This is a genomic window from Streptomyces echinoruber (assembly GCF_014651135.1).
GTDB classification, from domain to species: Bacteria; Actinomycetota; Actinomycetes; order Streptomycetales; family Streptomycetaceae; genus Streptomyces; species Streptomyces echinoruber.
In genome coordinates, this window is sequence record NZ_BMWH01000028.1 from 33386 (window position 1) to 57370 (window position 23985).

Sequence of the window (23985 nt, forward strand, 5' to 3'; positions counted from 1 at the left end):
CACGCCGAGGGCCCCGCTCCGTGACGGTCACGGAGCGGGGCCCTCGGCGTCGTACACCGGTCCGCGGGAGGGACGGGAGGGGAGAGGTCAGAGGCGGCGGGTGATCAGGGCGCGCTTGACCTCGGCGATCGCCTTCGTCACCTCGATGCCGCGGGGGCAGGCGTCGGTGCAGTTGAAGGTGGTGCGGCAGCGCCAGACGCCGTCCTTGTCGTTGAGGATCTCCAGGCGCTGCTCGGCGGCGTCGTCACGGCTGTCGAAGATGAAGCGGTGCGCGTTGACGATGGCCGCCGGGCCGAAGTACTGGCCGTCGTTCCAGAACACCGGGCAGGACGTGGTGCAGGCCGCGCACAGGATGCACTTCGTGGTGTCGTCGAAGCGCTCGCGGTCCTCGGGCGACTGCAGCCGCTCCCGGGTCGGCTCGTTGGTGTCCTTGGTGATCAGGAACGGCATCACGTCCCGGTAGGCCTGGAAGAACGGCTCCATGTCCACGACCAGGTCCTTCAGGACCGTCAGGCCCTTGATGGGCTCGATCGTGATCGGCTTCTCCGGGTTGATGTCCTTGATCAGCGTCTTGCAGGCCAGGCGGTTCTTGCCGTTGATCCGCATGGCGTCCGACCCGCAGATGCCGTGGGCGCAGGAGCGGCGGAAGGTCAACGACCCGTCCAGGTCCCACTTGATCTTGTGGAGGCCGTCGAGGACGCGCTCCTTGGGGTCGATCTCGATCTGGAAGTCCTGCCAGGTGGCCTCCGCGGAGACCTCCGGGTTGAACCGCCGGATGCGGAAGGTGACCGTGATGTAGGGCGAGGCGGCGGAGGCCGAGCCGGCGGGCTCCGTCTTCTCCAGAACAGGGGTAGCCATCAGTACTTACGCTCCATCGGCTGGTAGCGGGTCTGGACGACCGGCTTGTAGTCGAGACGGATGGACTCGGTCCCGTCGGCGCCCACCTCGCGGTACGCCATGGTGTGGCGCATGAAGTTGACGTCGTCGCGGTTCGGGTAGTCCTCGCGGTAGTGGCCGCCGCGGGACTCCTTGCGGGCCAGCGCGGACACCGCCATGACCTCGGCCAGGTCGAGCAGGTTGCCCAGCTCGATGGCCTCCAGCAGGTCCGTGTTGAACCGCTTGCCCTTGTCCTGGATCGCCACGTTCTTGTAGCGCTGCTTCAGCTCGGCGATCTTCTCGACCGCCGTCTTGATCGTCTGCTCGGTGCGGAAGACCATGACGTTGGCGTCCATGGTCTCCTGCAGCTCGCGCCGGATCGTGGCCACGCGCTCGGTGCCGGTGGAGGAGCGCAGCCGCTCGATCTGCTCGACGACGAACGCCTCCGGGTCGCCCGGCAGCTCCACGAAGTCCGCCTGGGAGGCGTACTCGGCGGCCGCGATGCCGGCCCGCTTGCCGAAGACGTTGATGTCCAGCAGCGAGTTGGTGCCCAGGCGGTTGGCGCCGTGCACGGACACGCACGCCACCTCGCCGGCCGCGTACAGGCCCGGCACGACGGTGGTGTTGTCGGCGAGCACCTCGCCCATGACGTTGGTCGGGATGCCGCCCATCGCGTAGTGCGCGGTCGGCTGGATCGGGATCGGGTCGGTGTACGGCTCGATGCCCAGGTAGGTGCGCGCGAACTCGGTGATGTCCGGCAGCTTGGCGTCGAGCTGCTCCGGCGGCAGGTGGGTGAGGTCCAGGTAGACGTGGTCGCCCTCGGGGCCGCAGCCGCGGCCCTCGCGGATCTCCGTGTAGATGGAGCGCGAGACCACGTCGCGCGAGGCGAGGTCCTTCATGACCGGCGCGTACTTCTCCATGAAGCGCTCGCCGTCCTTGTTGCGCAGGATGCCGCCCTCGCCGCGGGCGCCCTCGGTGAGCAGGATGCCCATGCGCCAGATGCCGGTCGGGTGGAACTGGAAGAACTCCATGTCCTCCAGCGGGATGCCCCGCCGGAACACGGCCGCCTGCCCGTCACCGGTCAGCGTGTGCGCGTTCGACGTCACCTTGAAGAACTTGCCGCAGCCGCCGGAGGCGTAGATCACGGACTTCGCCCGGAAGATGTGGATCTCGCCGGTGGCCAGCTCGTAGGCCACCACGCCGGCCGACTTCTTCACGCCGTCGACCTCGGTGATGATCTGGTCGAGGACGTAGAACTCGTTGAAGAACTCCACGCCCTGCTTGACGCAGTTCTGGTACAGCGTCTGCAGGATCATGTGGCCGGTGCGGTCGGCCGCGTAGCAGGAGCGGCGCACCGGGGCCTCGCCGTGGTTGCGGGAGTGCCCGCCGAAGCGGCGCTGGTCGATCAGGCCGTCCGGGGTGCGGTTGAACGGCAGGCCCATCTTCTCCAGGTCGAGGACGGAGTCGATGGCCTCCTTCGCCAGGATCTCGGCGGCGTCCTGGTCGACCAGGTAGTCACCGCCCTTGACCGTGTCGAAGGTGTGCCACTCCCAGTTGTCCTCCTCGACGTTGGCCAGGGCGGCGGCCATGCCGCCCTGCGCGGCGCCGGTGTGGGAGCGGGTCGGGTACAGCTTGGTCAGCACCGCGGTGCGGCTGCGCTTGGTCGCCTCGATGGCGGCACGCATACCGGCGCCACCGGCGCCGACGATGACGGTGTCGTACTTGTGGATCTTCATCAGGTTTTCCTCGGTCCCTTATCCAGGCGCCTAGCGGATGTTCGGGTCGAAGGTGAAGATCACCAGCGTGCCCAGCAGGATGGTGAACACCGTGGCGGTGTAGAGCAGCGCCTTCAGCCACAGGCGGGTGTTCGCGCGTTCCGCGTAGTCGTTGATGACCGTGCGCAGACCGTTGCAGCCGTGCAGCATCGCCAGCCACAGCATGGCCAGGTCCCAGACCTGCCACCAGGGCGACGCCCAGCGGCCGGCGACGAAGGCGAAACCGATCTTCGACACGCCGCCGTCCAGCACGAGCTGGATCAGCAGGTGCCCGATGACGAGGACGACCAGGACGATGCCGGACAGGCGCATGAAGAGCCAGCCGTACATCTCGAAGTTGCCGCGGGTGGAGCGCGGCGTCCTCCCGGTGCGCTTGCGCGGCGCCTCGATGTAGGGGGCGGGGTTGTCGACGGTGTGGACGCTCCCGCCCTCGACGGGGCCGATTCCGGAAGCGGTGGTCTCAGTGGTGGACATGCGTGTCAGCTCCCGAACACAACTCGAGCGGCGTGACCGAGGACGGGGTAGATCGCCCCCAGCATCAGCACGACCCACACGACGACGACGCTCCAGAGCATCTGCTTCTGGTAGCGCGCGCCCTTCGACCAGAAGTCGACGGCGATGACGCGCAGGCCGTTGAGCGCGTGGAAGAGGATGGCGGCGACCAGGCCGTACTCCAGTACGGCCACGATCGGCGTCTTGTAGGTGGCTACGACCTTGTCGTAGTCCTCGGGAGAGACACGGACGAGTGCGGTGTCCAGCACGTGAACGAACAGGAAGAAGAAAATGAGGACGCCGGTGACTCGGTGAGCCACCCAGGACCACATTCCTTCCCGGCCGCGGTACAGCGTTCCAGCCGGCACGGAAGAACCCTCCGGGGAGCGGGACTAGGGCCGTCGGCTTCACTGTCGGACGGGCCCGGCCGGGTACGGTCCACCGGCCCCCAGCATCGTAGCGACGCGTTTTTTCGGGGTGTCTACCGGGGGTGGGGGGTGTCGGCGCGGCCCCGCGCCCCCCTCGACCGCTGCCCGGTTGTCCGGATCGCGCAACCGCGTGCCATACGCGCCAGTCTTCCCCGCGCCAGGCGGCGCAGCTCCTCCGCCGTGAGCTGCCGTTCCTCGTCCGGATCGTTGGCCAATCGTGACCGGACGGAGGCCAGGAGGCGGTCGGGCGTCTCGGCCGGGGGGACGCCGTCCAGGCAGATGACGAACGGGTGCCCGAAGCGGTGCCGGTAGGCGGCGTGGGCGGCGTCGAGGGCGGTGCGGGCGGCGGAGTAGGCGCCGGCCGGGAGGGTGGGCGGCGGTTCGTCCGCGAGGGCCTCGGCGAGGTCGGCCGGGGCCAGGTCGTAGGCGGCCTCGTCGGCGGCCGCGAGCAGGGCGGCCAGGTCGGGGTAGGGGCGGTGGGCGGCGACACGGCGGGCCCAGCGCGGGCTGTGCAGGCAGGCGAGCAGGGTGCGCTCGGCCTCGTCGGCGGGGGCGGTGTTGAAACGCTCCAGAGGGGTGGGCGGAGCGGGCCGTCCGGATTGCCGGGGCAGGGCGACGGGGCCGGGGAGGTGCGGATTGCGGTGCGCGGGCAGCGTGGGTCCTCGGCGTTGACTACGGTGGCATGGGTGAGTGCCGTGTATGTGTCGGCAGGGGGCGGTGTGAAAGGTGTGGTGAAAGGTGTGCCGACACGTTATCGGGAAGGGGCGTGACGTGTCCGACGGATGCGCGAATTTCACCCGAACGGAAGAGTTTCGCCGCCACCGGTCGACGGGTGTTGTCCGGATCGGGCTTAGGTTGGCGCAGTGAGGCAGCACGAGCAGCGTGAGCAGCACGGACAGCACAGGCGGCACCGGCACCGGCGCGGGGCGCCGGCGCGGACGGCGACCCGGCGGCGCGCGGTGGTCGCCGCGGCGTTCGCCGCGACGGTCGGCATCGGGGTGGGCATCGGCGTGTGGGCCTCCGCCGACGACGGCCGCCCGGCGCGCGCCGCCCGGGACGACTCCGCGGGCGCGCCGCGCCCGGCCGGCGCGACCACCGACCCGCCCCCCGGCCCGACCCGCTCCTACCCCCTCTCGCGGGCGCCGCGCACCATCCCCGCCGTGCGCTCCCACACCCCCGCCCACGGCCCCGGCTGGCGTCCCGCGCGCGGCGACCGGGTCGTCGTCGCCGACCCCGCCCTGGCCGACGAGGGCCGCCTGATCGCGAGCGAGCTGGGCCTGACCTACGCGGGCGAGAAGAACGACGCGCGCCCCGGCGACGTGCGGCTGGCGCTGGGCGGCGGCCGGGGCGCGAACCGCGAGTCGTACACCCTGACCGTGCGCGGCGGGCGCGTGACGATCACCGGGCCGAGCGACGCGGGCGTCTTCTACGGCACCCGCACCCTCAAGCAGGAGGTGCGCGGCGGCGGTACGGCGCCGGAGGGCGTCGTGCGCGACGAGCCGGCCAAGCCGGTGCGCGGGCTGATGCTGGACATCGCGCGCAAACCGTTCACCGCCGGCTGGATCGAGGACCGCGTCCGCGAGCTGGGCGATCTGAAGTTCAACGAGCTCGGCCTGCACTTCTCCGACGACCAGGGCTTCCGCATCGAGTCCAGCACGCACCCGGAGGTCGTCTCCGCGAACCACCTCACCAAGGCACAGGTGAGGAGGATCGTCGCCCTGGCCGCGAGCCGGCACATCACCGTCGTCCCCGAGATCGACTCGCCCGGCCACCTCGGCGCGGTCCTCGCCGCCCACCCCGACCTGCAGCTGCGCAGCGCCTCCGGGCCGGCCGCGCGCGGCGCCGTGGACATCTCCAAGGGCAAGGCCGCCACCGTCGTCGACGACCTGCTCAAGGAGTACGCGGGCCTGTTCGCGCCGCGCGCCTGGCACCTCGGCGGCGACGAGTACCGGCCGCTGACCCTGTCCGACCCGGCCGCGACCTATCCGCAGCTGGCCGCCGCCGCCCGCAGGAAGTACGGCTCCGGCGGCACCGTCGCCGACCTGACCACCGGCTGGCTCAACGACCGCGCCCGCACCGTGCGCGCCGTTGGCCGCACCCTGCGCGCCTGGAACGACGGCTTCTACCGCAGCAGCTCCGTCCCGCCCGCCAAGGACCTCCAGGTCGCCTACTGGACCGGCAAGGAGATCGGCGCCCGGCAGCCCGTGGAGTACCTCGCCGCCGGCCGCAAGGTAGTCAACTACAACGACGAGTACCTGTACTACGTCCTCGGCCAGCCCCAGACCTTCGTCTACCCGACCGGGCAGCGCATCTACGAGCAGTGGACCCCGCGGGTCCTGCGCGGCAGCCAGGCCGTCCCGGCCCGCTACGACGGCCAGATCCTCGGCGGCTCCCTGGCCGTGTGGTGCGACCTGGCGGGTGCCCAGACCCAGGACCAGGTGGCGGCGGGCATCCGCATGCCGCTGCGGGCCACGATCCAGAAGCTGTGGGACCCCAGGCGGCCGGGGATGACATGGGCGCAGTTCCGCGGCCTGGCGGACAAGGTGGGCTGAACGCGCCTTCCTCCCTTTCTTCCTCTCCTCTCTTTCTCCCCGTCTTCCCTTTCTCCCCCCTCTTCCCTCACTTCCCTCACTTCCCGCTCTCCTCTCCCGTCCCGGAGGCCGCACCTGTGACACCCGGCGGGCATCGCACGCAGTAAGGGGAAGTGCGGGTTCCGTGAGGAAGCGGGCCCCGCGAGGAAGGTGCCCTGCCGAGGGAGGCGTGTATGAGCCTGGTGGACCTGATCGCACAGGCCGACGACCGCGGACTGGCCGCCAGCGGACTGGCGTGCCTGGACCGCTGCGTACCCCTGCTGGGTGGGGATGATGAAACGTTCAGGCCGCTGTGGGGGAGCCTCGCGGAGGATCCCCCGGGCGACTGGGGCAAGCGACTGGACGAGGCGCGCGGCGCCCTGGAGCCGACCGCTTCGGACGGACACGACGCCGCAGCGGCCGGGGACGCCGGGGACGCCGAGGAGGAGGCCGTACGGCTGGCGCGACGCATGCTGGACGCGGCCCCGGCCGACCGGTGCGCGCCGCAGGTGCGGGCGTGGGCCGACGCCTGCTCGGTCGCCGCGCTGCAGATCCACCGGCTGCTCGACCCGGCGGGCCCCGAGGCCGACGTCGACTCAGGCCGGGCCGGCCGCACGGAGGACCTGCCGCCGCTGGTCGCCGCCGAGCTGCGGCGGCAGATCACCGTGCTGGAGCTGATCGCCGGGCACGGCGCGGCGGGCCTGCGGCAGGCCCTGGAGGTGTCCACGGAGGGGCGGCGGGTGCTGCGCGCGGTGGTGTCGCGGCGGGCCCGGGGCTGCGGCTGACCCCCGCGGCCGGAGTCGGGCGGCCGGAGTCAGAGGGCTCAGAGGGTTCAGAGGGTTCAGAGGGCTCAGAGGGCTCAGAGGGTTCAGAGGGTCAGAACAGCAGCCACTTCACCACCGCGTCCCCGCGTTCCGCGGTGCGCGTGTAGAACGCCGTCAGGTTCCGGTGCGCCCGGGCGAAGGCGCCGCGCGCGGCCGGCTCCGCCGCCGGTCCGCCGTAGCGCGGCAGCAGGTCGTCACGGGCCTGCCGCCACAGCGCCGTGAAGTTCGCCCGCTGCAGGTACCCGGCGACCCGGGCCACCCGCTCCGGGGTCAGCAGCAGGAACGGCGGCATGCCCTGCGCCGAGTGGAACACCGGCCGGCCGCCGAGCACCACGTCCACGCGCGGGCCGTCCTGCGCGGGGTGCGGGGGAGCGCCCGCGTAGAGCAGCTCGTGGTCCAGGTAGCGGTGGTCCAGCATCTCCTCGCGGTGCCGGCCGATCCGCGCCCGGACGGTGTCCCGGTCGTCCCGGAACAGCGTCTCCAGCCGGTGCACGTCGTCACGCAACTCCGCGGGGCGCACCGCGCGGAGGTGGAAGTACATGCTCATCGAAAGATGAGAGCGCGCGGGAGCGCGGGAATGTCACTCCCGTGCAACCGCGCGCCCTTGAAAGGGTCCTGTGACCGTCGTGCGGCCGAGCTGGGGCCATCCTGCGCCGGTTGCGGGAAGCCGCCCTGCCACGCGTGACGCGGCACCTCCCGCATGCGCTTTCTCCCTATGTGACGACTGCGACGACTGCGATGACTGCGACGATGGCGACGACGACGGCGACGACGACGGGGACCGCGACCGCGACGACAGGAACGGACCGGCACGAGACCAGGCCCCAGGCCGCGGCCAAGCCGGTGCGGTGGGCGGCGGACGCGGTGGCGACGATGCGCGAAGGGGCCCGGCTGCGCCTGGACTACACGCCGCAGAGCCTGTGGCGCGTCGACCGGTTCATCGAGGAACTGCGGCGCGAGGGCACGCCGTACGACGCCGTGGAGAGCGTGCTGCGCGGCTTCGGCGCCTACGCCGGCGAGGTGATCGCCCGGCAGACCGGCGCCGAGTGGTGGGCCTCCGGCGGCGACCACTGGGTGCGCACCCCCGACGGCCGGCTCTGGGACCCGATGGAGGAGGCCCGCCGCTGTTTCACCGGGCAGGGCTCGCTGCGGCTGCTGTGCCGGGACGCCTGCGGGTAGGACGGCCGGTCCACGGCGGCCGGCCGTCCGGCCGCACCCGAGACTGTGACACTTCCGTGAGGCCGGACGCTGATGACCTTGAGGCGTGACACGGCCGGAACGTGTCGCACGGTGGGGGACGCGCGTACGCCGACGCCCCGCGCCGTGGCCGCGAACTCGGGCGAACGAGGACGGTCTTGGGCCAGGGAGCACGATCCCGGCGCGCGCAGGCGGACGACGGGGAACTGGGGGCGGCCGTCGCGCGGGCCCAGCAGGGGGACGAGGCCGCCTTCGCGGTCGCCTACCGGATCGTGCAGCCCGGCCTGCTCGGCTACCTGCGCGGTCTGGTCGGGGAGGACGCCGAGGACGTGGCCTCCGACGCCTGGCTGGAGATCGCCCGGGACCTGGACCGGTTCCAGGGGGACGGGGCCGGGTTCCGCGGCTGGACCGCGACCATCGCCCGGCACCGGGCGCTCGACCACCTCCGGCGCCGCCGGGTACGGCCCCGGCAGGCGGCGCTGGACCCGGACGTCCTGGACCTGCCCGCCCCGCACAGTACGCACGACCAGGCCCTGGAATCCCTCTCCACCGAGCAGGCCCTGCGGCTGGTGCGCACGCTGCCCCAGGACCAGGCCGAGGCGGTGCTGCTGCGGGTCGTCGTCGGCCTCGACGGCCCCGCCGCCGCCCGCGTCCTCGGCAAGCGGCCCGGCGCCGTCCGCACCGCCGCCCACCGGGGCCTGAAGCGGCTCGCCCGCCGGCTGGGCGCCGAGGACGCGGGCGGCGGTGTGACGGATGAGCCCCCTCGCGCGCTGGGGGAGTCGAAGTGACCGACGGCGACGGCGGAACGGGCCGCACCCGGCGGCAGATCAGCGGCAGACCTGCCGATCTCGTGCAGCGGACCGGCCGGACAGGGGCGTAGAGGGACATGGGAGACAGATCGAACGGCGGCGATCCGGGCCATCGGCATGCCCTTGCCGACCCGGTCGGGCCCCCCGGCGGTTCCCGGCGCGTGCTCGACGAGGCCACCCTGGAGGCGCTGCTGGCCGCCGTCGTGCGCGGGGGCGCCGTGGACGCCGAGGGCGAGCAGCGGGCGGTGGCCGCGTTCCGCGCCGCCCGCGCCGCCCGCGAGGCCCGGCCGTCCGCCGCGCGCACCCGGCGCCGCGACGACTGGCGGCCCCGCGAGCGGTGGCGCCCGCGCCGCTCGGTGCGGACGGTGCTGTCGGTGCTGCTGGCGAGCCTCACCCTGGGCGGCGTCGCCGTCGCGGCGATCGGCTCGGCCGGGTTCCCCGTGGGCGGCGCCGGAGCCGGCCGCGACCGCCCGCCGGCCCCGGCGGGCACCGCGCCGGGCCGGCCCGGCGGGCAGCCGTCCGCCCGCCCCGGCTCCCCGCCCGCCTCCGCGAGCCCGGACCGTCCGGACTCCGCCCAGGACACCGAGGCCCACTGCCGCGCCTACGCGCGGGGCAGCGGCCGGGGCGACGCCCTGGACGCCACCGCCTGGCGGCGGCTCGTCGCCGCGGCGGGCGGCGCCGACCGGGTCGCCGCCTACTGCGCCGGGCGACTGGCGCACGCCACGGTCGGCCCCGGCGGCACCCCGGGCCGTTCCGGCGACGCGACCGGCGCGGCGAACGGCCCCGGCGGCACCCACGCGGGCGGTGCCACCGGCAGCCAGGGCAGCGGCAACAGCGGCAGCGGCAACGGCAGCAGCGGAAGCAGTGGCAGCGGGAACGGCGACACGAGCTCCGGGAACAGCCGGGGCGGCGACAGCGGCGGCAACGGTGCGGGCACCGGTGGCCAGGGCAAGGGCAGCAACGGCGGGGCCGGGAGCCGGACCGGCAAGAACGACGACTGAGTGAGGGTCGGCGGGAGCGACGGCTGAGTGAGGGCCGACAGGAGCGACGGCTGAGTGAGGGCCGACAGGAGCGACGGCTGAGCGAGGGCCGGCGGCGGCGAAAGGCAACGGCCGGGGCCGCCACCCCCCACAGGAGAGGCCCCGGCCGTCGCGCGTGCGGGCCGCGCCGGCGGCCCGTACTTCCTACAGCGCCGCGGGTGCGTTTTGTGTCACACCCCCTCTCCGCGCCCCATGGATCACAAGACAGTTGCAACTCGTGCGGACGTGGACGAGGAGCGGTTTCAGGTCGTAACGTGCCCTGCGCGCTGTGCGGTGAAGACCAACGGGGTGATCCGGTCCCGCGACAGCGGCGCCGGTGGGAACGCAGGGCGCGAAGTGTGGAGCGCAAGAAAGGGCGCGCGCGGGTGCTGGGGGACGACGCGGAGCTGACCGCCGCGGTGCTTGCGGCACAGGACGGGGACGAGACCGCGTTCCGTACTGTGTACCGCGCGGTGCACCCGCGGCTTCTGGGATACGTACGGACGCTGGTCGGCGATCCGGACGCGGAGGACGTGGCCTCCGAGGCGTGGCTGCAGATCGCCCGGGACCTGGAACGCTTCCGCGGCGACGCGGACCGCTTCCGCGGCTGGGCCGCCCGCATCGCCCGCAACCGCGCCCTCGACCACATCCGGATGCGGGGCCGCCGCCCCGCCATCGGCGGCGACGAGACGGAGCTGACCGGCAGGCCCGCCGAGTCCGACACCGCCGGCGAGGCCATCGAGGCCCTGGCCACCGACCGCATCCTCGCCCTCATCGCCCGGCTGCCGCAGGACCAGGCCGAGGCCGTCGTCCTGCGCGTGGTCGTGGGGCTCGACGCCAAGACCGCGGCCGAGACGCTCGGCAAGCGCCCCGGCGCCGTCCGCACCGCCGCGCACCGTGGCCTGAAACGGCTCGCCGAGCTGCTCGGCGACGAGCTCGCGGAGCCGCACGGGGAAGGCCGCGGAGAGGAAGCGGAACCGGTGGGCGGGCTGGGCGCGCTGCCGCCGCCGCGGGCTCCCCGGGGAGAACCGCGCGGCCGGACGGTGACGTCCGCCGGTGTGACGCAGGTGCGCACCCGGACACAGAGGGACATGTGATGGCCGACGAGCAGGACAGGTGGCTGGATCGCGAAACGGCGGAACGTCTGCTGTGCGGCGAGCCGCTGGACGGCCTCGATCCCGCCGTCCGCGACCGGGCCGTCCGTCTCGCCGCCACCCTGGACGCCCTGGGCCGGCTCGCCCAGCGGCCCGTTCCGCAGGACGCCCGGCCGGTCCCCGCACAGCGTGACGAACCGCTCGGCGAGAGGGAACTGCCCGGTGAGGCCGCCGCGGTGGCCGCCTTCCGCAAGGCCCACGCCGACCGGCAGTCCGGACCCGAGACCCCTGAAGCGGAACGCCGGCAGCGGGAGGCGCACGCCCGCCGCGCCGGAACCGGCGCGGACGCCGACCTGGTCCGCATCGGCGCCCCCGCCCGTGGCCGCCCGCGGATCCGCCGGCGGCACCCGGCACGCCTCGCCGCGGCCGCCGCGCTGGCCGTCGGAACGGTCGGCGGCGCGGCGGTGGCGGCCGCGACCGGTGTCCTGCCCACGCCGTTCGGCGGAGCCGCCCCCGCTTCCCGGGTGTCGGCGCCGGCCTCGACCGTCTCCGACAGCCCGCCGGGCCCGGCCGGCTCCGGCGCCACCGCCGGCCCCGGGCGTACGACGGGCCGTACCGCATCTCCCTCCGCCGGCGGCGACTCCGGCTCCGGCGCCACCGCCGGCTCCGGCGACGCGCGGCGCGGCGCCCTGGCCGCCTGCCGGGACCTGCGCGCGGGCCACGCCCTGTCCGCCGGCCGCCGCCGCGCCCTGGAGAAGGCGGCGGGCGGCTCCTCGGACGTCGCGGGGTACTGCGAGAACCTGCTGGCGTCCGGCTCCGCGCCCGGCAGCGGCTCCGACAAGGGGAACGGGGCCGGCAACGGCTCCGGCAACGGGAACGGGGCCGGCAACGGCTCCGGCAACGGCAACGGAAAAGGTTCCGGCAACGGTTCCGGCGCGAGCGACGGCGAGCACGGGAACGGCCAGGGCAAGGGGAACGGCAACGGCAACGGCGGCGGTAAGGGGAAGGGCCAAGGCAACGACGGAGGCCAGGGCAAGGGCAAGGGCCAGGGCAAGGGGAACGGCCACGGTAACGGTCACGGCAACGGCGGCGGCAACGGCGGCGGCAAGGGGAAGGGCAACGGCAACGAAAAGGGCGCCGACCAACCCTCCGCCTTCTCCCCGGCCCACCCGGACAAGGCGTCCGCGACCCCGGCGCCCGAGCCGAGCCCGACCTACAGCGCCCTGTGACCGGGCCCCGGCCCGCGCTTTCACCGCCGCGCGGGCGGGGCCGGCCGCGCGACGGCGACGTTTTTCCGCTCGGGGTGTGACGTTTTTCGGCTCCGTGACGCAGTAGTGAGTGAGCCGACTGGTCATCGGCTGTCGCACGGAGCCGGGGTTCCCCCCGTACCCACGGCTCGTGCACCGGCGCGGGCGGGGCATGTTCCCCCGGCCCCGCCCGCGCCCCCCTCTCCTCCTCGCTTCCTTCGCTCCCCTCCTCCGCGTCACCGGTGGACGACGACCTTGTCGCCCACCCTCACCTGCGTGAAGAGGCTCGCGATCGCCGCCTCGTCCCGCACGTTCACACAGCCGTGCGAGCCGCCCGCGTAGCCGCGCGCCGCGAAGTCGTACGAGTAGTGCACCGCCTGGCCGCCGCTGAAGAACATCGCGTACGGCATGGGGGAGTGGTACAGCGTCGACACATGGTGCCGGGACTTGAAGTACACGTGGAAGACGCCCTCCCGGGTGGGCGTGGGCTGCGCGCCGAAGCGCACCGCCATGGTCGCCAGGGTCCGCCCGTCGACCATCCAGCGCAGCGTCCGGCTGGTCTTGCTGATGCACAGCACGCGGCCGGTCAGGCAGCGCGGGTCGGGCGGCGCGGCCGGTTGCCCGCCCATCCGGTACAGGTCCCAGTAGCCCGGCTCGTGCGACATCCGCGTCAGCCGCCGCCAGGTCACGGTGTCCGTCTCACCGGTCTGCGGCAGCCCGCGCTTGCGCTGGAAGCCGCGCACCGCCCGCTCGGTGAGGTCGTCGTACGTCCCCGTCGGCCCGTCGAAGAGCCAGTCCAGCTCGCGCAGCCGGGCCTGCAGCTCGCGCACGTCCCGACCGGAGTCGCCGCGCCGCCACAGCACCGGCGCCGGCACGGCCGGTGCGGCCGGTGCGTCCGGTGCGTCCGGCGCGGACGCCGCCGGGCCGCCCCGCGGGGTGCCGGTGGCCGGCCGGGTGGGGGCCTGGGCGCTCGGCACCTCGATGCGCACCGGCAGCCGGTGCCCGCCGCCCTGCCCGGTCCCCGGGTCCTGGACCGTGCACCCGGCGAGCACCACGGCACCGGCGAGCGCGGCGAGGACGGCGGCCGTACGACGCGCACGCCCCGTGGCCGCCGCACGCCCCGTGGCCGCCGTACGGCCGCGGTCGCCCGCGCGGCCCGCGTCGCCCGCCCGTGCCCGGCACCCCCGCGCCCGGTCCGTTCCGCCGTTCATCGCCCCACCCCGCAGATCAGTTCCGTGCCGTCGGTCGTCGGCCGTCCGCCGCAGGCCGTCCCCCGAGGCCCCTGGACATCCTTCCCTGCGCGTGACACGTGACGAACCACGCAGCATGGTTGTGAGCAAGGTCCCAGCGTGGGGCACTCCACCGGACGCACGGCCCTCGCTACAGTCCGTGGCGAGGGTCCCGATGTACTGGCCAGTAACTGCGGTGTCGCAGTAACCAAGCAACGCGGAGGCACACCATGGCGCGCGAGTCGGAGTCCGGGCTGCCCATCGAGCCCGTGTACGGGCCGGAGGCGCTCGAGGACTGGGACCCGGCGGTCAAGCTGGGGGAGCCGGGGAAGTACCCGTTCACCCGCGGTGTGTATCCGACGATGTACACGGGCCGGCCATGGACGATGCGCCAGTACGCGGGCTTCGGCACGGCGGTGGAGTCCAACGCGCGCTACAAGCAGCTCATCGCCAACGGCACGATGGGACTGTCGGTCGCCTTCGACCTGCCCACCCAGATGGGCCACGACTCCGACGCGCCGCTGGCGCACGGCGAGGTCGGCAAGGTGGGCGTGGCGATCGACTCCCTGGACGACATGCGGGTGCTGTTCGACGGCATCCCGCTGGACAAGGTCTCCACGTCGATGACGATCAACGCGCCGGCGTCGCTGCTGCTCCTGCTCTACCAGTTGGTGGCCGAGGAGCAGGGGGTCTCCGCCCACCAGCTGACCGGCACGATCCAGAACGACGTGCTGAAGGAGTACATCGCGCGCGGCACGTACATCTTCCCGCCCAAGCCGTCGCTGCGGCTGATCGCCGACATCTTCAAGTACTGCCGGGCCGAGATCCCCAAGTGGAACACGATCTCGATCTCCGGCTACCACATGGCCGAGGCCGGCGCCTCCCCGGCGCAGGAGATCGCCTTCACCCTCGCCAACGGCATCGAGTACGTGCGCACCGCCGTCGCGGCCGGCATGGACGTGGACGACTTCGCGCCGCGGCTGTCGTTCTTCTTCGTGGCCCGCACCACGATCCTGGAGGAGGTCGCCAAGTTCCGCGCGGCCCGCCGGATCTGGGCGCGGGTGATGCGGGAGGAGTTCGGCGCGAAGAACCCCAAGTCGATGATGCTGCGCTTCCACACCCAGACGGCCGGGGTGCAGCTGACCGCGCAGCAGCCGGAGGTCAACCTGGTCCGGGTCACCGTCCAGGCGCTGGCGGCGGTGCTGGGCGGCACCCAGTCGCTGCACACCAACTCCTTCGACGAGGCCATCGCGCTGCCCACCGACAAGAGCGCGCGCCTGGCGCTGCGCACCCAGCAGGTGCTGGCCTACGAGACGGACGTGACCGCGACCGTCGACCCGTTCGCCGGCTCCTACGTCATCGAGAAGATGACCGACGAGGTCGAGGCCGCGGCGGTGGAGCTGATGGACAAGGTCGAGGAGCTCGGCGGCGCGGTCGCGGCGATCGAGCGCGGCTTCCAGAAGAGCGAGATCGAGCGCAACGCCTACCGCATCGCCCAGGAGACCGACGCCGGGGAGCGGGTCGTGGTCGGCGTCAACCGCTTCCAGCTCGACGAGGAGGAGCCCTACGAGCCGCTGCGCGTCGACCCCGCCATCGAGGTCCAGCAGGCCGAGCGCCTGGCCAAGCTGCGCGCCGAGCGCGACCAGCAGGCGGTGGACGCGGCCCTGTCCGCCCTGCGCAAGGCCGCCGAGGGCACCGACAACGTCCTGTACCCGATGCGCGACGCCCTGCGCGCCCGGGCCACGGTGGGCGAGGTGTGCAACGCGCTGCGGGAGGTGTGGGGCACGTACGTGCCGAGCGACGCGTTCTGAGCCGGGCGTGAGCCGGGCGGTTGCCCCGTACGGGTGATCGGGGGCGGAAACCGCACCTCCCCGATTACGCTCGTGGAGGGTGTTCCCGGAAGGAGGGTGCCATGGCTGTGATGCTGCACGAGTCGTCGCTTGCCGATGCCGCCGACCGGCTCTGGGAGGAACTGCCTGGGCACCGGGTGGAAATCCTCAACGGGAGCATCGTCGTGACACCGCCGCCGGATGGGCCCCATCAGGAGACGCTGACGTGGCTCATCGAGGAATTCGCGAAGGTCCGCGCCAGGCGGGCGGGGGTCCGGTACGTACAGGGCATCGGCTTGTGGCTGCCGACCGGGCCGGACGATTACGCCGTGCCCGACTTCTCGGTCGTCGATGCGGACTACCGGGACGCCCTGGTTGAAAAGAACTGCTACGCACCGCACGTCTTCCGCATGGTCCTGGAGGTCACCTCCTCCAACTGGACGAACGACACGGCGACCAAGGTCGACATCTACGCCCGAGCCGGTATCCCCGCCTACCTCGTCGCCGACCGCAAGCACGGCGAGGTTCTCCTCTACACCGACCCGGCCGACGGCAAGTACCCCGATCCTCAGCGTTTCGAGCGCGGCCGGTCCGTCCCCGTCCCCGCGTGCGTCGGGGTCCGCCTCGACCTGCCCGTCGACACCCTCCTCGACGGCGACGGCGACGGCGACGGCGACGGCTGACGCCTCGAGTGGCGACGGCTGACGCCTCGAAACCCCGGAACGGACTCGTGAGCCCCGGCGACCGTCCCCGCCGGGGCTCACTGCCCTGCCGCCGGTGCGGATACCTCCGTACGGCCGCACCTCACCTCCCGCCGTGCCCGGCGCCCACCCGGGCCGCGTACGCCACCAGTCCCTCGGCCGAGGCGCCGGCCCAGCCGACGTAGCCGTCCGGGCGGACGAGGAACACGCCGGTGCCGTACGCCGGGCAGGCGCCGAGCCGGACCGTGGGCACGCCGAGCGGTGGCAGCGGGGCGTCGGTGCCGACGGCCAGCAGCGTCCAGTGCGGGCCGCGGAAGGCGTCGAAGAGCCGCACGCCGTCCACGGTGGCGTCCGGCGCGCGGTCCCCGGCCCGCACCGGGCCCGGCGCCGGGCGGGTCTCCTCGGTGAGGGAGGAGGCGCGGTAGTGCAGTCCGAGCTGCCCGGTGGTCGCCGTGCCGCGCCGGACCTCGCCGCGGTGCACGGCGGTGGACAGGCCGAGCACGTGCGCGGCGACCGGCCGCCGCTCCTCCTCGTAGGTGTCCAGCAGTTCCTCCGGTGCCGCTCCGCGCAGCACCGCGTCCAGTTTCCAGCCCAGGTTGCAGGCGTCCTGGACGCCGGTGTTGAGGCCCTGCCCGCCGGCCGGGGAGTGCACGTGCGCCGCGTCCCCGGCGAGGAGGACGCGTCCGGCCCGGAAGCGGTCCGCCAGCGCCGCGCGCGGCCGGAACTCCGAGGCCCAGCGCACCTCGGTCACGTCCCCGGACATGAGGTGGGTGCGGGCGGCGACGAGCTTGCGGATGCCCTCCGGGGACGGGTCCGGGCCGGTGCCGTCCGGGAACTGCGCGACGAGCTGGAACTCCTCCGTCCCGGCCAGCGGGCACAGGGCGAGGAAGCCGCCGCCGCTGCCCTCGCGGGGCGGGAAGAGGTGCCAGTGGTCCCGGTCCAGGCCCGTGATCCGGACGTCCGCCACCAGGGCGGGCGCCGGGTCGACCGTCTCGCCGGTCATGCCGATGCCCAGGCCGCGCCGCAGGGTGGACCGGCCGCCGTCGGCGGCGACCGCGTACCGGGCGCGCAGCGCGCCGCCGGAGGCGAGGTGCACGGTCACCCCCTCCTCGTCCTGGACGACCCCCGCGGCCTCCCGCCCGAAGTCGATCCGCCCGCCCAGCTCCTCCAGCCGCGCCCGCAGGATCTCCTGGGTGCGCCACTGCGGCACCATCCAGGGCTCGCCGTACGGCACGCCGTGGTCGTCCTCGGCCGGGTCGAACATCCGGTGCTCGCCGAGCCGTCGGCCGTCCCGCCAGAGCATGCCGACCGGGTAGGGCCCGCCGGCCGCGCGGATCGCGTCCAGCACGCCGAGGTCGTCGAAGACCTCCTGTGTGCGCGGCTGGACGCCCTTGCCGCGCGAGCCCGGGAACAGGGTCTTCGCCCGCTCCAGCAGGACCGCGCCGACGCCGCGCCGGGCCAGGTCGACGCCCAGCGCCAGACCGGTCGGCCCCGCGCCCACGATCACCACGTCCGTGTCCACACCCAGCCTCCTTAACGACGTTAAATTCCCTTGGGTGTGAGAGTTCCTTAACGTCGTTAAGGTGTCAAGCTGTGCAGCGTGAGCACGGAAAGCGGAGCACGACGCGCCCCCCTCGACCGCCGCCGCGTCGCGCAGACGGCCCTGAGGCTGCTGAACGACACCGGCCTGGACGGCCTGACCCTGCGTGCCATCGCCGCCGAACTGGGTGTCAAGGCCCCGGCCCTGTACTGGCACTTCAAGGACAAGCAGGCGCTGCTCGACGAGATGGCCACCGAGATGTACCGCCGCATGGTCGCCGGCACCTGCCTCGACCCCGGCGACACCTGGCAGGAGCGCCTGCGGAAGGCCAACCGCGGCCTGCGCGCCGCCCTGCTCGGCTACCGCGACGGCGCCCGGGTCTTCAGCGGCTCACGCTTCACCGGCACCGACCACGCCGAGCAGCAGGAAGGCGACCTGCGCCTGCTCACCTCCGCCGGCCTCACCCTCGCCCAGGCCGTCCGCGCCACCTCGACGGCGTACTCCTACACCATCGGCTTCGTCATCGAGGAGCAGGGCGTCCAGCCCCTCCCCGGCGAACGCCGCGAGGGCTACGACATCGACGAACGCGCCCGCCGCATGGCCGGCTTCCCCCTGTCGGCCGCGGCCGGCGCGGAGATCTTCGCCGACTACGACCGGCACTTCGAGGAGGGGCTGGAGCTGGTGATCGCCGGGATCGGGGCGCGCTACGGCATCACCTGAGCCGGTCCCGGTCGCCGCCGGCCCGGTCACCGTCCCAGCCGCCGCCGGTCCCGGTCGCCGCAGTGCCCGGTCACCGTCCCAGCCGCCGCCGGTCCCGGTCGCCGCCGGCCCGGTCACCGTCCCAGCCGCCGCCGGTCCCGGTCGCCGCCGGCCCGGTCACCGTCCCAGCCGCCGCCGGTCCCGGTCGCCGCAGGGCCCGGTCGCTGCCGGCCCCGTCACCGTCCCAGCCGCCGCCGGCCTCGGTCACCGCCGGCCCCGGCTACCGTCGCGCCGATGCCAGCGCCCGTCGCAGCAGCGGGGTGAACCGCTCCTCCACGAACCGGTTCAGCAGCCACGCCAGCAGCAGCATGCCCGCGACCGTCAGCAGGAAGGTGGCGTACGACGGCAGGTGCAGGCCGCGGTGCAGGGCGCCGATGACGACCCAGCCGAGGTGCTCGTGCACGAGGTAGAAGGGGTACGTCAGCGCGCCCGCGACCGTCAGCCGGCGCCAGTTCGCCCAGTGCAGCCGGCCCAGCGCGACGGCGGCGACGGCGAGGAAGCCGGCGGTGACGATGAGGACGATGACCCAGGCGCTGCGGTGGGAGAAGGCGTGCACACCCGGCGCGTGCCACAACTCCCGGACCGCGTAGTGCTGTCCGACCAGCCAGCCGACGGCCGCGATGCCCCAGGCGTAGGGGTCGCGGTGGTCGCGGTGGACGAGGTACAGGCCGACGCCGCCGACGAAGAAGGGCGCGTACTGGGGCATCAGCACGAGGTCGAGCAGCGGCTCCCGCGCGCCCTGCGCCAGCGCCGCCGCCAGCGTCCAGCAGGCGCAGAACAGGATGACGCGGCGGCGGCTCGCGCCCGGCAGGACGACGCACAGCGCGAACAGGGCGTAGAAGCGGACCTCCGCCCACAGCGTCCAGCACACGCCGAGCACCCGGTCGGCGCCCAGCGGCTGCTGCAGCATCGTCAGGTTGAGCAGGGCGTCGCTGGGCGAGACCGCCTCGTACGCCACCACCGGCAGCGCGAACACGGCCGTGACCAGGACGATCGCCGCCCAGTACGCGGGCAGCAGGCGGGCGGCGCGGGAGGCGAAGAACGAGCGCAGCGGACGCCCCCAGCCGCTCCTGCAGATGACGAAGCCGCTGATCACGAAGAAGACCTGCACGCCCAGGCAGCCGTAGGCGAACCACGGGCTCAGCGTGGGGAACTGCTGCCGCGGCGAGGTGCCCCAGGCCTGCGCGACCTCGCCGTCGCGGCCGCCGTAGTGGTAGGCCGCCACCATCAGCGCGGCCACCAGCCGCAGCCCGTCCAGCGCGCGCAGGCGGGACCCCCCGGGGCGCTCCGGCTTCGGGGGCCGGGGGGTGTCGGCAGGCGGCGGGACGGTGCGGGCCACCACGCCCGGGGCGGTCGCCCGGGCGTCCTCGTGCGTGTCGATCACAGGCTTCCCCTCGCCGGAACTCAGCTCACCCGCAGGACGTTAGTCCGATTAATTCCGGCAATTCGGTCGGCGGGGCGACGGTTCGGGGGATCTCCCCCGCCTGTTCACCCGGACGTTGCCCCGGGTTGGGGCAAGCCCGCGGAACGGCCGGCTCCGGGCCGGTCCGGGACACGCGGGGCCGGTCCGGGACACGCCGGGCCGGCCCGGGACGCGCCGGGCGAGGGAGGCGGCCGGGGAGGGAGGCAGCCGGGGAAGGAGCGGTCGAGCGCGGGGAGCGGCCGGGCGCGGGGAGCGGCCGGGCGGGGGGAGCGGCCGGGCGGGGGGAGCGGCCGGGGGGAGGCACGCGACCGCTCCCCGGCTCAGCGTCCCCCGGACCGCCGCAGCGCCCGCGCGCGCCGCGCGACCCGGCGCACCGTCGCGTTGCGCGGGATGAACGCGAGCTGGGCCGGAACCCCGCCCGGCAGCGCCAGGGAGGTCAGGCGGCGGCGTTTGAAGTAGCGCCAGGTGTGCTGGTCCAGGTGCCGGGTCAGGTACGCCTCCGCGTCCGGGCGCAGGTCCGGGTAGATCTTGGACTGCATGGCGTAGCCGACCGCCCGGACCAGCTCGGTGAGGCGCTCCACGGTCATGCCGCGGCACTGCTCGCCCACCGCGGCCCGGTCCGCCAGGTCCGGCAGCAGCGCGTCGACGATCGTCACCGGCACGCGGTTGCTGTTCTCGTACGGCGTGAGGCGCTCCAGCAGCAGCTCGGTGCCGGTGCGGGCGACGGGGATGCCGTAGAGCGCGGAGGCGGTCAGCAGGGCGGTGGAGAAGCAGCCCACGACGAGGGCGGGCCGCATCCGCTGGTAGAGAACCTCGGCGAGGACGGGCGTGCCGAGCACCGTCAGTTCGGCGCCCAGCTGCTCGGCCCGCCGCTCCAGGACGCGCGAGAAACGGGCCGGTGCCGAGGGGTGCGGCTTGAACACCACCCGCCGGTGGCCGAGTCCGACGGCGCCCTCCAGCATCCGCGCGTGCAGGTCCTCCTCCTCTTCGGGCGTGAGGATGCCGAGCGCGGAGAGGTACTGCCCGAGCAGCAGGGCCGGTTCGTCGGCCTTCGGCACCTCGTCGCCGGTGTCGGCGAGTTCGGCCAGCACCTTCAGGAAGGCGTCGGTGGGCACGATCTCCGGCCGGACGCCGAACTCGGTGAGGAGCAGGGGCTTCAGGCCCGGCACGAGGTCGAGGTGGAGCAGCCGGTCGACGCGGGTGCCGACCAGCGGGTCGATCTTGTTGCGGGTGGGTCCGTAACTCATCAGGCCGTCGGCGTAGACGGTCACGGGCGCGCCGGTGAAGATCTGGCAGAAGCCGAGCGCCGGGTTGACCTGGATCGACTCCACGGCCAGTTCGACCGGGTCGTCGCCGAGCCGCCACAGCATCCTCACGTGCCGCTCCCACAGCGGCACGTCGTCCAGGCGCGGGGCCCAACCGCCCGGGTGGAAGGGCGCGATGACCTCGTTCCAGGACACCACGTCGTCGAAGCGCCCGCGCAGCCGCTCGAAGCCCGGCATCTCGCTCGGCGCGGGCGTCGTCTCCGGCGTCGCCGCGTTGTTGCACACCAGCAGGATGCGCCGGTCGGCCGCGCCGAAGCAGTCGGAGTCGAGGGCGGCGGCGAGCGTGGCGGTGCCGTACAGCGTGGAGGCGAGGAAGATCTGCGTGGTCACGCGGCCACCCCCGCGACGGCGGGCCGGCGGCGCAGCCGGCGCAGCCGGGTCGCGCGCTGGACGTCCATGGAGTCGAGCGCCTCGTCGAGGACGTCCTGCGGCATCCGCCGCAGCGCGCCGGCGCTCATCGATTTCAGTTTCCGTGCCACCGCCGGCTCGAACCTCTCGATGGAACCCAGATGATGGGAAATGATGGCGCAATAGGTGCGCACGGCCTTCGGCAGGAGTGCGGCCGCCTCGGCGTCCTCGGCGGTTTCCCGTATGACCTGGTCGAAGGCGCGGATGAAATCGAGCTGCCGCACGTCCCCGATCTGCGTGAGCGAGGAGGCCACCCCCCGCCGGTAGAAGACGCCGAGCAGTCCCACCACGGCGAAGGAGTCCGCCTCCCGGTGCAGCCGCCAGATCCACGGCCGGTCCTCGGCCGTGCGCAGACCGTCCGTGAAGTGCAGCAGGCCCCGGTCGACCAGGCGGCGGTGGTAGACGCCCGCCCAGGCGTAGGCGTAGTCCACGGAGGTGGAGCGGTCGGTGGGCAGGATCGCCTCCCGCGGGTTCAGCACCACACCGCGCCGGCCGTGCGGCACGCGGTGGACGGTGCGCGCCCGCGCGGTGCACTGCACATGGTCGGTGCGCAGGAAGTCGCAGCCCAGCTCCTCGATGGCGGCGAGGAGTTGCGGGTAGTGGCCGGGGGCGAGCCAGTCGTCGCCGTCGAGGAACGTCAGGTACTCGCCGCGCGCGGCGTCGATGCCGGTGTTGCGCGCGGTCGCCAGCCCTCCGTTCCGCTCGTGTCTGATGTACCGCGCGCCGGGCAGTTCACGCTCCGCGCGCGCGAGGATGTCCGGTGTCTCGTCGCGTGAACAGTCGTCGACGAGAATGAATTCGAAGTCCTCACGTGCGTTCGCCCGCAGACTCCTCAGGGTGTCGGGCGCGTATTGCTGCACGTTGTAGAACGGCACGATGACGGAGAGCTTGACCACGCGGACGACCGTAAAACCCGGTCCGGCGCGCGTCTTTACCGTCAGTTTGAGGCGCGGTGAACACCGCGTGGCGAAGCCGTGAACCCGTTCTTCCCGCGCACCGATCCCGGCCCGATTCGCCATTCGGCGAGGTGCTGTTAACCGTTTGTTGCCTTGTGGTTGGGCGGTACCTAGAAATGGATTCCTACGGTCGTCGGCGTGCCAGCAAGTGCAACGAAGGCCCTGCGTGTGGCCGTTCTCGCGGATTCCGACACCCGGTGGAAATGGGGCGCGCTCACCGCGCACCGCATCGCGGGCGGCGACGTCCCGGACCCCTCCGCCGAATCGGGCATCCGCCTGGACGGCTACCTGCTGCGCGGCCGCGCCACTCCCACCGCCCGCCAGCTGCAGGAGGTCGGCGTCCGCGCCGACTTTCTGCGCGAGGTGACCGGCGTGGAGTTCCTGCGCGTCATGGGCGAGGAGGCGTACGACGTCCTCGTGCTCGCCCTGGTCGGCGGCGGTGTGCAGGCGATGCTGCACGGCCTGAAGCGCGTGTGGGAGGGCCGGGACAGGCGGCCCGTCGTCGTCACCGGCTATGTCGGCGTCGTCTACGAGAAGCTCGCCGACGGCCTGCTGCTGCGGCACGGCGCCGACCTCGTCCTCGCCAACTCCCGCCAGGACGCGGAGCGTTTCCGCGCCGTCTACGAGGGAGTCGGTGCGGACGCCTCGGCGGTCACCGAGGTGGCGCTGCCGTTCCTCGGCGGCGCCCCGTACACCGGCGAACACGACCCCTACACCGTGGTGTTCGCCGCCCAGCCCTCCGTCCCGGAGACCCGCCGGGACCGCACCTACCTCCTCGAGCGGCTGATCGGGCACGCCCGCCGGCACCCCGAGCGCGAGGTGCTGCTCAAGCTGCGCTCCAGACCGGGCGAGCACACCACCCACATCGAGGAGCTGCCGTACCAGAAGCTGGCGCAGAAGGCGGGCGAACTGCCGCCCAACTTCCGCCTGGTCTACGGCAACATGGGCGAGGTCCTGGACCGCACCGACCTGCTCGTCACGGTCAGCTCCACGGCCGCCCTGGAGGCCCTGCACCGCCGCATCCCCACGGTGGTCCTCACCGACCTCGGCATCCGCGAGGCGCTCGGCAACCACCACTTCACCGGCTCCGGCTGCCTCGCCTCCTGGGACCAGCTCGACGCCGGGCACCGGCCCGAGCCCGACCCGGAGTGGGTGGCCCGGCAGGGCGTGTGCGCCGACGGCTCGTACGCCACCGCCTTCGACACGGCGCGCGAACGCATCGCCAAGCTGCTCGCCCAGCCCGCGCTGCCGCCCCTGACCCCCTACTACACCCCGGCGACCGCCCCCGGCTACCTGCCCGGCATCCTCGCCCGCCACCACCTCGGCCCGGACGGCAGCCCGCTGCCCGGCGCGCCCGCCGCCGACAAGGAGCCCGGCCCGGTGCGGCAGATCGTGCGCCGCGCCGCCCGCGGCGCCTACCGGCACGGAGTGCAGCGCGTGGCGCCCGTCATCCGCCGGATGGGAGAGCTGTGACCACCCGCGTC

22 protein-coding genes are annotated in these 23985 nt (G+C 73.6%); 11 read left to right on the forward strand and 11 right to left on the reverse strand.

Annotated features, from left to right (window positions below; genetic code table 11):
• Positions 1-87: 87 nt before the first annotated feature.
• The 5 genes from IE225_RS26440 to IE225_RS26460 form a co-directional block, all read right to left on the reverse strand.
• Positions 88-858, reverse strand: a complete 771-nt coding sequence (locus tag IE225_RS26440; protein ID WP_190060130.1) for a succinate dehydrogenase iron-sulfur subunit — start codon at positions 856-858, stop codon at positions 88-90.
• Positions 858-2612: a succinate dehydrogenase flavoprotein subunit gene (sdhA, locus tag IE225_RS26445; protein ID WP_190060131.1), complete on the reverse strand. Its 1755-nt coding sequence runs from the start codon at positions 2610-2612 to the stop codon at positions 858-860. The genes IE225_RS26440 and sdhA overlap by 1 nt, the downstream gene beginning before the upstream one ends.
• 30 nt (positions 2613-2642) lie before the next feature.
• Positions 2643-3125: a succinate dehydrogenase hydrophobic membrane anchor subunit gene (locus tag IE225_RS26450; protein ID WP_190060132.1), complete on the reverse strand. Its 483-nt coding sequence runs from the start codon at positions 3123-3125 to the stop codon at positions 2643-2645.
• Positions 3126-3130: 5 nt separating this feature from the next.
• The gene (gene sdhC, locus IE225_RS26455; RefSeq protein ID WP_190060133.1) at positions 3131-3511 is read right to left on the reverse strand and encodes a succinate dehydrogenase, cytochrome b556 subunit; all 381 of its coding nucleotides are present in this window, start codon (positions 3509-3511) and stop codon (positions 3131-3133) included.
• Between the two features lie 113 nt (positions 3512-3624).
• Positions 3625-4368, reverse strand: coding sequence for a 2-oxo-4-hydroxy-4-carboxy-5-ureidoimidazoline decarboxylase (locus IE225_RS26460; RefSeq protein WP_373303277.1), 744 nt, complete (start codon positions 4366-4368; stop codon positions 3625-3627).
• Between the two features lie 66 nt (positions 4369-4434).
• On the opposite strand from IE225_RS26460, the gene IE225_RS26465 reads away from it, so the two are divergent.
• Positions 4435-6123: a beta-N-acetylhexosaminidase gene (locus IE225_RS26465; protein ID WP_373303278.1), complete on the forward strand. Its 1689-nt coding sequence runs from the start codon at positions 4435-4437 to the stop codon at positions 6121-6123.
• A 212-nt stretch (positions 6124-6335) separates the two neighbouring features.
• Positions 6336-6926 carry a hypothetical protein gene (locus tag IE225_RS26470; RefSeq protein ID WP_190060134.1) on the forward strand — a complete coding sequence of 197 codons (591 nt, stop codon included), beginning with the start codon at positions 6336-6338 and terminating at the stop codon, positions 6924-6926.
• A 91-nt stretch (positions 6927-7017) separates the two neighbouring features.
• On the opposite strand, the gene IE225_RS26475 is transcribed toward IE225_RS26470, so the two are convergent.
• Entirely contained in the window at positions 7018-7512 is a 495-nt protein-coding gene (locus IE225_RS26475) for a DUF1877 family protein (RefSeq protein ID WP_190060135.1), read from the reverse strand.
• Between the two features lie 203 nt (positions 7513-7715).
• Here IE225_RS26475 and IE225_RS26480 point away from each other — a divergent pair, with 203 nt between their 5' ends.
• The 5 genes from IE225_RS26480 (at position 7716) to IE225_RS26500 (ending at position 12313) form a co-directional block, all read left to right on the forward strand.
• Complete coding sequence (locus IE225_RS26480) at positions 7716-8144, forward strand: hypothetical protein (protein WP_229880064.1); 429 nt, start codon at positions 7716-7718, stop codon at positions 8142-8144.
• 176 nt (positions 8145-8320) lie between these two features.
• Positions 8321-8950, forward strand: coding sequence for an RNA polymerase sigma factor (locus IE225_RS26485; protein WP_190060136.1), 630 nt, complete (start codon positions 8321-8323; stop codon positions 8948-8950).
• A gap of 182 nt (positions 8951-9132) precedes the next feature.
• The gene (locus IE225_RS26490) at positions 9133-9972 is read left to right on the forward strand and encodes a hypothetical protein (protein ID WP_229880066.1); all 840 of its coding nucleotides are present in this window, start codon (positions 9133-9135) and stop codon (positions 9970-9972) included.
• Between the two features lie 404 nt (positions 9973-10376).
• Positions 10377-11087, forward strand: a complete 711-nt coding sequence (locus IE225_RS26495) for an RNA polymerase sigma factor (protein ID WP_190060189.1) — start codon at positions 10377-10379, stop codon at positions 11085-11087.
• The gene (locus IE225_RS26500; protein WP_190060138.1) at positions 11087-12313 is read left to right on the forward strand and encodes a hypothetical protein; all 1227 of its coding nucleotides are present in this window, start codon (positions 11087-11089) and stop codon (positions 12311-12313) included. The genes IE225_RS26495 and IE225_RS26500 overlap by 1 nt, the downstream gene beginning before the upstream one ends.
• 254 nt (positions 12314-12567) lie before the next feature.
• Here the strand turns inward: IE225_RS26500 and IE225_RS26505 are convergent, their stop codons facing one another.
• Positions 12568-13542: a L,D-transpeptidase family protein gene (locus IE225_RS26505; RefSeq protein ID WP_190060139.1), complete on the reverse strand. Its 975-nt coding sequence runs from the start codon at positions 13540-13542 to the stop codon at positions 12568-12570.
• Positions 13543-13790: 248 nt separating this feature from the next.
• On the opposite strand from IE225_RS26505, the gene IE225_RS26510 reads away from it, so the two are divergent.
• Together IE225_RS26510 and IE225_RS26515 are read left to right on the forward strand one after the other, a co-directional pair.
• Entirely contained in the window at positions 13791-15371 is a 1581-nt protein-coding gene (locus tag IE225_RS26510; protein ID WP_190060140.1) for an acyl-CoA mutase large subunit family protein, read from the forward strand.
• Positions 15372-15472: 101 nt separating this feature from the next.
• A complete protein-coding gene (locus tag IE225_RS26515) occupies positions 15473-16072 on the forward strand; it encodes a Uma2 family endonuclease (RefSeq protein WP_190060141.1) in 600 nt (199 codons plus the stop codon).
• Positions 16073-16193: 121 nt separating this feature from the next.
• On the opposite strand, the gene IE225_RS26520 is transcribed toward IE225_RS26515, so the two are convergent.
• A complete protein-coding gene (locus IE225_RS26520) occupies positions 16194-17612 on the reverse strand; it encodes an FAD-dependent monooxygenase (RefSeq protein WP_190060142.1) in 1419 nt (472 codons plus the stop codon).
• Between the two features lie 78 nt (positions 17613-17690).
• Between IE225_RS26520 and IE225_RS26525 the strand changes: the two genes are divergently transcribed.
• Complete coding sequence (locus IE225_RS26525) at positions 17691-18350, forward strand: TetR/AcrR family transcriptional regulator C-terminal domain-containing protein (protein ID WP_190060143.1); 660 nt, start codon at positions 17691-17693, stop codon at positions 18348-18350.
• Positions 18351-18609: 259 nt separating this feature from the next.
• Here IE225_RS26525 and IE225_RS26530 read toward each other — a convergent pair whose 3' ends face one another.
• The 3 genes from IE225_RS26530 to IE225_RS26540 all read right to left on the reverse strand — a co-directional run bounded on the left by IE225_RS26530 (position 18610) and on the right by IE225_RS26540 (position 22441).
• On the reverse strand, positions 18610-19773 hold the full coding sequence (locus IE225_RS26530) for an acyltransferase family protein (protein WP_190060144.1): 1164 nt from the start codon (positions 19771-19773) through the stop codon (positions 18610-18612).
• A 359-nt stretch (positions 19774-20132) separates the two neighbouring features.
• Positions 20133-21467 (reverse strand): alpha-2,8-polysialyltransferase family protein, encoded by a 1335-nt coding sequence (locus IE225_RS26535; RefSeq protein WP_190060145.1) that lies wholly within the window; start codon positions 21465-21467, stop codon positions 20133-20135.
• Positions 21464-22441 carry a glycosyltransferase family 2 protein gene (locus tag IE225_RS26540; RefSeq protein WP_190060146.1) on the reverse strand — a complete coding sequence of 326 codons (978 nt, stop codon included), beginning with the start codon at positions 22439-22441 and terminating at the stop codon, positions 21464-21466. The genes IE225_RS26535 and IE225_RS26540 overlap by 4 nt, the downstream gene beginning before the upstream one ends.
• Positions 22442-22639: 198 nt before the next feature.
• Between IE225_RS26540 and IE225_RS26545 the strand changes: the two genes are divergently transcribed.
• Positions 22640-23974, forward strand: a complete 1335-nt coding sequence (locus IE225_RS26545) for a DUF6716 putative glycosyltransferase (RefSeq protein ID WP_190060147.1) — start codon at positions 22640-22642, stop codon at positions 23972-23974.
• The last annotated feature ends 11 nt before the right edge of the window (positions 23975-23985 follow it).